Source organism: Companilactobacillus paralimentarius, assembly GCF_963227125.1.
Taxonomy (GTDB): domain Bacteria; phylum Bacillota; class Bacilli; order Lactobacillales; family Lactobacillaceae; genus Companilactobacillus; species Companilactobacillus paralimentarius.
On sequence record NZ_OY724131.1, the window covers coordinates 436334 to 447986 of the forward strand.

The window sequence follows — 11653 nt, forward strand, 5'->3', positions numbered from 1 at the left end:
GATGACTCAATTGGATGCCATCACAGTAATTACAAGATTGTTGATGGCAACAGTTTTTTCCGGAGCCATTGGGATCGACCGAGCCTATAAACACCGACCTGCCGGATTAAGGACGCACATCTTGGTTTGTTTAGGAGCTTGTATCATCGCAATGATTCAGAAGAACTTAGGCTTCAATGCATTAGCAGTTGCTCAACAATATCCTCAATACAAAGGAATACTGCGAGTAGATGAAGCTAGACTGATAGCGCAAGTTGTCAGTGGAATTGGATTCCTCGGTGCAGGAACGATAATCGTTGAAAATCATTCAATCCGAGGATTGACCACAGCAGCTAGCCTTTGGGTCGTAGCTTGTATCGGAATCGCAATTGGCATGGGTAACTATATTATTGCAATAAGTGGATTTTTGGTGGTGTTTGGTGTGGTAGCATTTTTGAAAAAGATTATCCGGATCAGTCCGGTACGAAAACTAAAAGTTGAATATAAGCAAAAAGTAGAAACAAAGGAATTTATCGATGGTTACTTTAAGAAAAATAAAATCTCCGTTGAAGATGTGAAATTCCGCGTTTCCAAATTGAATAACAACAATAGTATTTATACCAACATTTACTCGATTGATTTTGGCAAAAATGTTGATTACGTAGATATCGTTGAGAATCTATCAATGAATGAAAATATTGTTAAGGTGGAGACTATTAACGTGTAATGGTTTTGTGAAGTATGCCGTCTTCCACAAAAATTGGGAATGCTGTTGGAACGCTATGGGCACGATTTGAAACTAATTATTTTACACTTCGTGCAGAATAATGGATTTCCAAAGCCGGTAACAATGATCTCATAGCTGAACGCATTCCCAATTTTTGCTCCAGATTGAATCTCACTTTGATTGTTTAGCTTGAGATGAATAAATTGGTCTATTATTTTTCATCTTAAAAATTAATTTTAATTCGAAAGAAACGTCCGTATAGCCAATTTATATTGGTTAATACGGACATTTTTTAGTGTTGATAATTTTGAGGTAGAAAAAACATAAAATAAGAAAAGTGAAACTAGTCGGTAGCAAAATCTTTGTGGACGGACGGCATCCAGCACCAACCAAAATTTAAATTATAAAGATTTGTTCAATAAGTACACTTATAGTAGAAAAAACAACTCCCTTTACGTTATGATGAAACTTGAATAATGAAAAGGGAGTTTTTATATTGAAGAGCTTAAAGAAAATAAGTATCTTTTTAGTAGCTTGTCTTTTAGTACTTAGTTCATTCTCATTTGTCGGGATAAAGAACGTTCAAGCTGCTGATACAGATCAAGCACAATATACGATAGGAACAACTAAAAATATTCCTTCCGCTGTTGCCGAGATGGGTAAAGATTTAAATTCTTATACGAACAACAATTTAAATGTTGATATGAAAGCTTATGATTCTACTAAAGAGTTAAACAGTGCCATTGCCGATGGAACGGTTAATGCAGCTGTGACTGATTTGGTAAATTATGCAGCAATTTCTAGGAAACATTCCAATTGGAAAATTGCTGGTACTATGCCGGGTTATTATGGTTTAGTTGCTAACAAAAAATATAAGAACGTTAAGAAATTAAAGGGTAAGACAGTTGCGGTTGATAAAACTGATTATTCAATGTTCTATCTAAAGAAAGCTTTGAAGAAGAGCAGATTAAAATTATCTAGTGTTAAATTAAAGCAAGTTGATTCTGAAGCAGATCGTGTCAGTGCATTGAAGAGTGGTAGTGTCGATGCTGCCGTTTTGCAAGATCCATCGATGACTGAAGCTAAGGTCAATGGTGCCAAGGTTTTAAGTAAAGATAAGATCAGTGCCGATAATGGCAATGTTTTGATTGTTAATAATGATTATGCTAAGAAGAATATTTCTAATACTAATATTCTATGCAACGTTATCAAGCAAGAAGTTAAAAAAATCAATAAGAGTAACATGTACATCATGCTTAACAAGACCTTTACTAGTTATGGAACTAGTGACAAGGCTGTTGCCAAGTTGAATAACCTGGATGTTAAGTTTAAGACAATACATAAGGTTAAGAAATCTGATTTCAAGAAAGCTTTCAAGTATGCTAAACAACAAAAGTTATATAATGGCAAGATTAATTATAAGAAAGCTAATATGAAACTTAGACAAGTGAAGTAATCAAAAAAAGTTCATCTAAGGATGAACTTTTTTCTTGCCCAGCTAATAATGGTAAAATATTCTTATTATTTAATTGATTTGAGGAAAATATCTTGAAGAACAAAAGACTAATCTATGTTGATACGATTAGAGTCTTTGCGATGTTATTGGTGGTTTTGGCACATTCATGTGCTGATGATTTAGCTAATCGTCAACCAACCTTAAAGTGGGGCGTCGTAAATTCCATCGTTATAGTGACAGAAATTGCAGTACCACTCTTTTTCATGATCAGTGGTGCTATGGTTTTAAATAGTAGAAAAACTTATGATTTAAAATACCTATTCAAGCATCGTCTAGTCAGAGTTGTCGTACCATTCTTACTTTGGTCAGTCGTGTCAGCTTATTTGGCTCGTGCCATGTCAGGTCCAGTTGATATGGGAGATTTTACCAATACATTGTTGATGATGTATCATAAGCCAGTTTTGATAGCATATTGGTTCATGTATCCATTGATTGCCTTGTATTTGCTGTCACCGTTTTTGAAAGCTATTGCCGATAAAATTGATGACAAAATGTTAATGTATTTACTAATTCTTTGGGTCATCATTGATATTGCATTGCCAACATTAACAACCACAACGCCTAAAAATATTGGAGTTTACTTCAATTCCTTTGATTTAGGACGGGTTGTTGTTTCTAAGGATATTGGATATTTCTTTATTGGTTACCGAATTTCCAAGATCGATAAGCATACCTTAAAACTTAATATGAATATCTTAATTGCGGCCGTGTTAATGGCGATTAATATTCTAATCAGTTTTATCAGCTTGAAACCAAGTCTACAATTTTTGAATACTATTGCTAACATCAATACACCGATTATTGCGGCATTAGTCTTCATGCTTTTCAAACGTTTTGAAACAAGTTATGGTAAGGGATTTGCAAGAGTGATTGAATTGATAGCACCGTTGACCTATGGAGTCTATCTAGTTCACGGATTATCGATACAAGTAGTTATGAAGTATTATGTAAATGCTAACTTCCTTTACGTATTCGTTTTAGCAACTGTCTTATCGCTATTAGTAATTTTGATTTTAAGCAAGATACCAGTTGTAAAGAGATTGTTCACTTAGAAAAATTAAAATGGCATCTATTCAGAATTTCAATTCCCGTAATAATTAGGGAAAATGAAGAATCTGAATAGGTGCCATTATTTTTGCTCATCATTGCGGGTCATTTTTTCACTCATTAATGTATAATGTAACTAATATTAACTTTAAAGGTGGTATTGCAATGCTTGAAAAAGTACAAGGAATCGTTAAAGTAACTCAAGACGATCGCTACGTTGTTTTCTTATTTGATAACTATGAAGTTAACCGTAAAATGCTTCAAGACAAATACGTTAAAGGTCAAACTGCTTGGTATACTGATGCCAAGGGTACAGGTGAAGATGGAAAGGAATTTTATCGTATCGCTGAAGATGGCGAATGGATTGAAGCTGAATACGTTGAATTCATTCCTACTGAAGATTAGTGATTTGAAATCATTAAAAAAGTTTAAAAATATTCAAATTTCTTAAGGTTTTATTGTCGAATTCTAAATTAAATAGTAGTCTAAGCATTAGATATACAAGAATTTGGGAGGAGACAAATTATGAATAAAAAATGGGTTGCCTCGACGGCATTAGCAAGTTTTTTAGCCGCTGTGGGTATTTCTTCTAATACTTCTCCAGTTAAGGCTGCTGTTTCTGATGATGAGGGTAATCAAACTGATGACCAAGATCAAAATACATCTGAGACTAAAGACACTACTGTTGCTAGTGTAATGGACAAGAGTGGTGCACCAATTAATGAGGATGCAGCCGATGCTATTGAGGCTAATCAAAAATCAGGCAGAAGTAGTGTTTTGCCTGCTAATGCAGTTGCTGCATTGACACAAGCTGGAACAACTAAGGGCGCTTCGACTGCTCAACAAAAGGCTTATTTAGCCAAGGTTGCTCCACAGGCACAACAAGTTGCATCAAAATACAATCTGTATGCTTCAGTAATGATGGCACAATCTATTTTGGAAAGTAGTTGGGGTACTTCAGTATTATCATCGCAATATAATAATTACTTTGGTATTAAAGGAGACTATCAAGGTTCATATGTCTCACTACCAACCCAAGAGTGGAGTGCCGATAAAGGTTACTACACTATTTATGCTAACTTTAGAAAGTATCCTAGTGTTTATGCATCTTTTGCCGATAATGGTGATAAGCTACGTAATGGTATTCAGGGAAACAGTGCTTTCTATAAGGGTACATGGAGAGAGAATACCTCTTCTTACAAGGATGCTACAGCTTGGTTACAAGGACGTTATGCCACTTCGCCAACTTATGCGGCTGTATTAAATAATATAATTGAGAGTTCTAATTTGACACAATATGATGGAAAAGCCAGTACAAATGGTACTGACAATGGAAATGCAATTGAAGGTACACAAACAAAATTAAACGATGTTGTAACAATAACTAATAAGAATTCGGCACATGTTTATATAAATGCTGATAAAATAGCTGCTAATCGTACTTTAGCTAATGGCACTAGATGGATAGTTACATCAAAAGTCGTTAAGTCTGATGGGACAACTTATTATCAAGTCTCGACAAATGAATACGTGAAGGCTTCAGATGTTCAATTAGATTCTGAAAAAACTAATCCACCAGTTAATATTGCTGATACAGCAATTATTATTAACAAGAGCGGTTCTGTAGTTTATCGTTTGCCTAACTTGAATACGGCCACAAATCGAGTTTTGCCATATCAATCTGCTTGGATCACAACTAAGTATGTGTTGGATAATTCGGGTAATAAATTCTACTTTGTAGGTAACGATTGCTATATTAAAGCAACCGATGTTTCCTTGAAGTCAACACAATCAAATGGTGACTATACTAAGGATAAAGTAGTATCATATCCTGATATCGTTAATATCACCGCTAATCCAGGGGCTAAAGTTTATGATGATAAACATAATCTTTTGGCGGTCAGTCTTTCAAATAGAACTGATTGGAAGATTGATCAGAAGTCTACTCATTCTGATGGTTCTATTTGGTATCGTGTAGCTACTAATCAATGGGTTAGTGCTAATGATGTTCAAGTTAAAGGATCTAACTATGTAACTAGTGTTAGTGGTATGGCTAGGATCAACTATATCCCCGGATATGGTGTTAACGTCTATAACAGTCCTGCTGCCAATAATAAATTTACGGGAACTCGTCTAGCCGATGGTACGACTTGGCGTGTAACCTCAAAACAAATCGTTGATGGTCAAACTTGGTATAAAGTAAATGCCGGTTGGGTCAACGGGAAGTACTGTATTTTCAGTGCGGATTAGAAGCCCTCAGAGGCTTCTTTTTTTTGTACAAATTACGTAAATTTTTTTGAAAAAGTTATATATTTCGGTATCTTCAAAATATACATTCTTGTTATATTGTTAACGTACTCACGAGATGTGAGAAAATATAACAGGAGGGATTATCCTGATGAATGAACCAAATTTGGAAGTGATGTCAAAAGTGATATCGAAGGGAAAAACCAGTTTACTGAAACTTTGTGAAAATTTTAAAGTAGATTATAAAATTGAGGCTTTATTGGATATTTCAGATACTGCTATTCCGGGAAATACAATTGTAGTTCATGCTGAGTTAGATACCTTTATAGATCCACGAACGACTAAACAAATTATGAATGAGATGTATTTAATTAATGGAATAGGTTTTGCCATGACCAAATTCTTGGTAGATTTCTATGGGATAACGCATTACACACCCTTTGTGTATGGGGATGTGGCTTATATGCCAATGACTGGTGCTAGTCGAAACAATGCTGATTGGATTGCTGTTCACTTTTTGGAATGCTATGAACAAGTAGAAAAGAAAGCTTATTTTGTTACGAAAAGTGGGCATAAGATTCAATTAGGCTTTCCAAGAGGAATTTTAGAAAGAAGATTACACAATGTCTATTTTTTAATGAAGTGTTCCCTAAGAATATTAGGGATGATGATCAATATTGGCAGTTGTCATTTGGAATATGAATGTAATAAACTATTTTCGATGTATGATCGATGTCGGTGTGACTTACATTCTCGAATTTGTTTATTAAACAGTTTGCCAATGTTTTATTGGAATCTAATTGAATTTATGCTGATGAATCAAGGAATCGAAGGTTTAGGCCAAAATGAAACAAAGAAGTACTATCATCAGAATTTGACCAGAATCAAAAAATTATATTAATTGCCAAAATCAAAAAAGAATGCCGTTTATGGGCATTCTTTTTTGATTAGTCGGAAAGAAACTATATTTTTAGGGCGTTTTAGCAACTAAATTTTCTAGTTCAAATTAGTTATTCTAGTGTTACCACAAGCGCTTGTGAGTAAAACTAGGAGATACTCACAATGAATCTAGAATTAGGCTTTCAGCAGGCATTAGAGAATCAACAATTAATTTATGGAGCTTTGAAGCGAGTTCATATTTATGTGACTCGTTGTGATTATGAAGATTATTTTCAAGAAGCAGTGATTATTTACGCACAGACTTATTTAAAATATTGTCAGAGAAATCAAGATCCAGATAAATTTAAACCGTATGTGTTTCAAAAATTAGTTTGGCGTTTAACCGATATGTTGCGACAAGAGAAACAGTATTTTGATTTTCATAGTTTAGAAGAATTCGATTTTCAGAGGGTACCGGAATCAGAAATTACTCAAATTGATTTTGTTGATTGGCAAAAATTATCTGAATTGGAAAAAGAAATATTGCAAGAACATTTCATGAATGGGATTTCACTCAAAATAATTGCTCAATATCATCATCAGACGACTCGTAACCTCAGATACCAACGAGATAGGCTTTTGAATAAATTACGAGCAATGAATTAAAAACGAATTTTACTATCTGTTTACATATTTGTTACTTTTGTCAAAAATGCTTTGAAAATTGTTATAATTTATGGGTTAAGGAAATTAACATTGGGAAGGAAATATATATTATGGTTTCGAAGAAATTAATTACAAGTTTAGCTACTTCAGCTACACTTGCAAGTGTCGGTTTTGCAACTGTTGGACAAGTGGTTCCACAACTAGGTTCACAAGTTCAAACAACACAAGCTGCAACTTCAGCAATCAACGATTACATCAATAATAACAACATTAAACCAGTTTCAATTCAATATCGTGCAGGAACATTTAACAAGATGTTCGGTTACGAGAACGGTGTTGGTAAACCAGAAGGGGTCGTTATTCACGAAACTGCAACACCTGGTGCTACAGCCGAAAATGAAGTTTCATACTTCAGTTGGTCATGGCCAACAACACAAACTTATGTTCATGCTTTTGTTGATGATAAAGAAATTATAAATATTCATAGTGCTGACTATGGTGTTTGGGGAGCAGGTCAAACTGCTAATAGCAAATACATTCAAGTTGAGTTGTGTCGTGTAAATACAACAGATCAATTTGCTAGATCCGTTGCTAACCAAGCTTACTACGCAGCCTTTAGATTAGTTCAATATGGATTACCATTTACACCTGGTAAGACAGTTCTTTCACATAATGATGTTTCAAGAATGTACAAAGAAACAAATCATACTGATCCAGTTGGCTACTTTGCTCAATGGGGTTACAGCATGGATCAGTTCTATGACTTAGTTGGTAAGTATTATAACCAATTAAAGGACAGTAACACTAACAACGGTGGAAATGCTAATACTAATAATGGTAACCAGGCAAGTAACATTGGAATTCTTAGAGTTAAAGATGGTTCGAAAGAATATATTTCTCTATATTCATTGAATAATGATACTATGTCTAGAATTACGAACCGTGCTTTAGGTACTGGTACTGATTGGCAAATGGATCAAACTAAAGTAGTCAACGGTACTAAGTATTATCGTGTTGCTACTAATGAGTGGGTTCCTGAAAGTTCAGTTGGACAAATTATCAAACCACTAGCATAATTTCAATATAAAATGAAATATTCTTTGATAAGAAATTATTACAAAAGACACGCTGAAAAGCGGGTCTTTTTTTGCTATGATTATTTCATAATAGGGGTTAGTCTGGAAGTTGTATAATTGTCTTCAGAAAGGCATTGAGTGAACAATATGGTTAAAAAATTCTTAGCGGTTCTTGGAATTCTTTGTTTGTTCCTAACGATCTTAGGATGTAAGCCAAAGGAAACTGATGAGATAGTTTCCAGTAACAAAACTTGGTATTTGTATCAAGATCAGGGAGAAAACGATACTGTTTCAATTAAATTTTTAAAGAACCAACGAGCAGAAATTAAAGATGTTTCTACTATTAATGGAAAGGTCGGTATTAACCGATTTGATAATCAATTTAATAATCCAAAATACGTTTTAAATCGTGATGGTAGAACAATTACCTTCAAAACGGCTAAAAAAGATTTAGTCCTAAAAATTGAAAAAACTTATCATGAGAATGTTTACGGTAAGCATATGAAAGGCTATTCGGTGTCTTCTGGTGGTGATACCTATAAATTTGCTTATATTACTAAGGTAGACAAACCGTCTGCTAATGCTAATTCTAATAAAAAAGATTTATCTCAAAGTATCTCCGCTAAGCAAATGCCAGATCATATCATCGATGTTAATAGTAATTCCAAACCGTTAACGGCTAATAATGCGATGATAGGTAATTATAATTTCAAAACAATTATTGATTATCGCCGGACTGATGGGAATCTGACAATCAATCAGAATGGAACTTATCAGTTAACTTTGACGGAACATTCGGCTCAGAAGTTAAACGATGATACTGACAGTAAGGTCGTCATGGAAACGTTAATTGAAAGTGGGCAGGTACAGAGTTTATATGGTAAGTACTATTTAACTCCAAAGAATCTATTGACGATTAATTACTATTATCATGGACAGAATACTGATCGACTTTTGCCTAAGAGTGTTAATTTGAAAGTTAATTCGAAGGCTACGGGAAATCAAATTAAACGGGCCAATATCAGAATTGAGACGGATTCTAATCAGTTGTATTTGTATTCGGGAGACTATACGGTCCGTGTTCAGGATGGTCAAAGTAATAAGAATGGTAATTTGTTAACTAAGTCAGATACAGCACAAACTGATTTGAGGACGGCTATTACACAAACCCAGGACTATTACAATAAATATAAAGAAAGTCCATTATCATCGAATGCTGATTTAATGCAATTGGCAGGGGCCATTTCGGATAATAATGATAAAAAAATTGGCAATTTAGGGGTCAATTTTGGTGGTCAGTATGGAACTAACTTACAACCGACTGACTACCAGGGAATTAGTGTTAATGGTAGTAAACAGCCATTAATGCAGTATATGTTTTTAGTATCACCTTCAGCTTATTCTCAAAATGGACCAGCTGTTACAACTACTAAGGGTAAATTCTTAGTTTATGGTTCATTGGATAATCGATTATTTCTTTTGAAACAACCAGATAAAGATTCAACAACAGTAACTTGGACTTTAGTTAAGGACTTTCCATTGAAAGTTCCAAAATTAAAATTCAGTTTAGATTAAGCCATGGAGGGGAATATGACTTATTTATTAATGCTTGCCGTATCGGCGATTGAGGTAATGATTATTTATAAAATAAGATATGCCTATAGTCGCCTGCCAATCTTTGCCATAATGGTATCAATTATCACTATAACGGCGTTATATTCAATTTCAATTTTGTCAGTGAATAAATATTTGCGAGCTTACACATTCAACTTTGCAACGGTGGATTTGGTCTTGTTAGTGATTATGTTAGTTTATATGTATCAAATGAAACGTGATTTGCGAGACTTACCAGTTGCTAAGCAACCAGATTTTTTGGTCATTTTAGGTAATAAATGTATGGGATCACGAGTACCGCCAATTTTAAGTGAACGCTTGGAAAAAACAATTCAGTTGTACAATAATTTTGAACGTAAGCCCCAAATTATTGTCAGTGGATCTAAGAGTTCAGAATCTTCATATGAGACCGAAGCAGAGATGATGCGTAAGTACTTAATAGACCACAATATTCCAGAATCAGCTATTATTAAAGAAGATGAGTCAATCAATACGGTACAGAATCTAGAGTATTCAGCGATTGAGATCCATCAAACTTGGCAGAAAAAAACACGGCCAAGGGTTATTATAGTAACAAGTGATTATCATATCCCCAGAACTAAATGGCATGCCAAAAGATTAGGCTTAGAGGTTCAATTTGCAGCAGCTTGTACCGTTAGAATGTTGAAATGGCCAGCAATGTTTCGTGAGTTTACGGCGATCGTTTGGTATCATCGCTATTCATTGTTGACGTTATTGGGAATGGATTTGGTATTTTCACTAAGTATGTGTATGTGAGGAGTTTTATATGAGTTTGTACGATAAGTTCGTTGATAACAAACGATTGAGAAGATTCACTCTATTAGCGTTAGTTATATTGCTGATCTATCTTTTTAGAGGAATGATGAGTTTATTTCTATTAACTTTTACTTTTACCTTCTTGTCAGTTCAATTAGTTCGAGCCATTCAAAGAAAGTTTCCCAGAATTAAACCGATTTGGGTGATAGCACCGGTTTACTTGATAATTATTGCATTATTGGTTTTTGTCATTGCTAACTATGTGCCACAGTTGATTACACAAACGGCTAAAATGTTTTCATCATTACAGAAGTTTTATGAAAGTAAGGAAGTTCGTTCGAATCCTTATTTGAATGTTATTTATAATTATTTGCAACAAATTAATTTGGATAATCAAATTAAGGGAGCCATCACGCAAGTTGTAAACTACATCAGCAGTGTTGGTGCAGTCGGATTCAATATTGTTGTCTCATTCTTATTGAGTTTCTTCTATGCTAGTCAGGTAGAACAAATGAATTCCTTCGGAAGACAATTCTTGGACAGCAATTATGGTTGGGTATTCTCTGACTTAAAGTATTTTGGACAAAAGTTTGTCAATACTTTCGGTGTTGTTCTGGAAGCACAATTGATGATTGCTGTTGTCAATACGGCTTTGACGACAATTACTTTGTTGTTCATGCAAATGCCAGGGATTATTGCCTTAGCTGTGATGGTCTTCATTTTGTCACTGATTCCAGTGGCTGGAGTTATTATTTCAATGATTCCATTGAGTTTTATTGCCTACACAGTTGGTGGTATTAGATACGTTATCTATATTATTATTATGATTGTTATTATTCATATGATTGAAACGTATTTCTTGAATCCACAATTCATGTCCAGTATGACTCATTTACCAATTTTCTTTACATTCGTTGTGCTGATCGTTTCAGAGGAATTGATCGGTACGTGGGGATTGATCATTGGTATACCAATTTTTGTTTTCTTCTTAGACATTTTGGGTGTTCATTCAATTACCAAGAACTCCAAAAAGAAAAGAATAAAATTAAAGAAAACGTTATAATTAACTTTAAAGAAAACTTGTCATATATAATGAAGATAACTAACTGACGTAGATAGGAGATT

The 11653-nt window shown here is 34.2% G+C and carries 11 protein-coding genes; all 11 read left to right on the forward strand.

The window, feature by feature from the left end:
* The first annotated feature begins 1 nt into the window (after nucleotide 1).
* The 11 genes from ACI6PB_RS02040 to ACI6PB_RS02090 all read left to right on the forward strand — a co-directional run bounded on the left by ACI6PB_RS02040 (nucleotide 2) and on the right by ACI6PB_RS02090 (nucleotide 11591).
* On the forward strand, nucleotides 2-706 hold the full coding sequence (locus ACI6PB_RS02040; RefSeq protein ID WP_025085384.1) for an MgtC/SapB family protein: 705 nt from the start codon (nucleotides 2-4) through the stop codon (nucleotides 704-706).
* A gap of 496 nt (nucleotides 707-1202) precedes the next feature.
* Nucleotides 1203-2162: an ABC transporter substrate-binding protein gene (locus ACI6PB_RS02045; RefSeq protein WP_404327691.1), complete on the forward strand. Its 960-nt coding sequence runs from the start codon at nucleotides 1203-1205 to the stop codon at nucleotides 2160-2162.
* 92 nt (nucleotides 2163-2254) lie between these two features.
* Nucleotides 2255-3274 (forward strand): acyltransferase, encoded by a 1020-nt coding sequence (locus tag ACI6PB_RS02050; RefSeq protein ID WP_025085382.1) that lies wholly within the window; start codon nucleotides 2255-2257, stop codon nucleotides 3272-3274.
* Between the two features lie 160 nt (nucleotides 3275-3434).
* A complete protein-coding gene (locus ACI6PB_RS02055; protein WP_025085381.1) occupies nucleotides 3435-3674 on the forward strand; it encodes a hypothetical protein in 240 nt (79 codons plus the stop codon).
* Nucleotides 3675-3794: 120 nt separating this feature from the next.
* Nucleotides 3795-5519: a glucosaminidase domain-containing protein gene (locus ACI6PB_RS02060; protein WP_404327692.1), complete on the forward strand. Its 1725-nt coding sequence runs from the start codon at nucleotides 3795-3797 to the stop codon at nucleotides 5517-5519.
* 148 nt (nucleotides 5520-5667) lie between these two features.
* Nucleotides 5668-6417 (forward strand): hypothetical protein, encoded by a 750-nt coding sequence (locus tag ACI6PB_RS02065; RefSeq protein WP_056955789.1) that lies wholly within the window; start codon nucleotides 5668-5670, stop codon nucleotides 6415-6417.
* 161 nt (nucleotides 6418-6578) lie between these two features.
* Nucleotides 6579-7061 carry a sigma-70 family RNA polymerase sigma factor gene (locus ACI6PB_RS02070; RefSeq protein ID WP_025085378.1) on the forward strand — a complete coding sequence of 161 codons (483 nt, stop codon included), beginning with the start codon at nucleotides 6579-6581 and terminating at the stop codon, nucleotides 7059-7061.
* A 110-nt stretch (nucleotides 7062-7171) separates the two neighbouring features.
* Nucleotides 7172-8137 carry an N-acetylmuramoyl-L-alanine amidase family protein gene (locus tag ACI6PB_RS02075; RefSeq protein ID WP_025085377.1) on the forward strand — a complete coding sequence of 322 codons (966 nt, stop codon included), beginning with the start codon at nucleotides 7172-7174 and terminating at the stop codon, nucleotides 8135-8137.
* A gap of 147 nt (nucleotides 8138-8284) precedes the next feature.
* Nucleotides 8285-9712 carry a hypothetical protein gene (locus ACI6PB_RS02080; protein WP_309510475.1) on the forward strand — a complete coding sequence of 476 codons (1428 nt, stop codon included), beginning with the start codon at nucleotides 8285-8287 and terminating at the stop codon, nucleotides 9710-9712.
* Nucleotides 9713-9727: 15 nt separating this feature from the next.
* A complete protein-coding gene (locus ACI6PB_RS02085; protein WP_309510474.1) occupies nucleotides 9728-10528 on the forward strand; it encodes a YdcF family protein in 801 nt (266 codons plus the stop codon).
* A gap of 10 nt (nucleotides 10529-10538) precedes the next feature.
* Nucleotides 10539-11591 (forward strand): AI-2E family transporter, encoded by a 1053-nt coding sequence (locus tag ACI6PB_RS02090; RefSeq protein ID WP_309510473.1) that lies wholly within the window; start codon nucleotides 10539-10541, stop codon nucleotides 11589-11591.
* Nucleotides 11592-11653: the final 62 nt, after the last annotated feature.

Bases quoted from the DNA above. Each gene is read 5' to 3' on its own strand.
- ACI6PB_RS02040 (WP_025085384.1), top strand. From the start codon at position 2: ATGACTCAATTGGATGCCATCACAGTAATTACAAGATTGTTGATGGCA.
- ACI6PB_RS02055 (WP_025085381.1), top strand. From the start codon at position 3,435: ATGCTTGAAAAAGTACAAGGAATCGTTAAAGTAACTCAAGACGATCGC.
- ACI6PB_RS02060 (WP_404327692.1), top strand. From the start codon at position 3,795: ATGAATAAAAAATGGGTTGCCTCGACGGCATTAGCAAGTTTTTTAGCC.
- ACI6PB_RS02065 (WP_056955789.1), top strand. From the start codon at position 5,668: ATGAATGAACCAAATTTGGAAGTGATGTCAAAAGTGATATCGAAGGGA.
- ACI6PB_RS02070 (WP_025085378.1), top strand. From the start codon at position 6,579: ATGAATCTAGAATTAGGCTTTCAGCAGGCATTAGAGAATCAACAATTA.
- ACI6PB_RS02075 (WP_025085377.1), top strand. From the start codon at position 7,172: ATGGTTTCGAAGAAATTAATTACAAGTTTAGCTACTTCAGCTACACTT.
- ACI6PB_RS02080 (WP_309510475.1), top strand. From the start codon at position 8,285: ATGGTTAAAAAATTCTTAGCGGTTCTTGGAATTCTTTGTTTGTTCCTA.
- ACI6PB_RS02085 (WP_309510474.1), top strand. From the start codon at position 9,728: ATGACTTATTTATTAATGCTTGCCGTATCGGCGATTGAGGTAATGATT.
- ACI6PB_RS02090 (WP_309510473.1), top strand. From the start codon at position 10,539: ATGAGTTTGTACGATAAGTTCGTTGATAACAAACGATTGAGAAGATTC.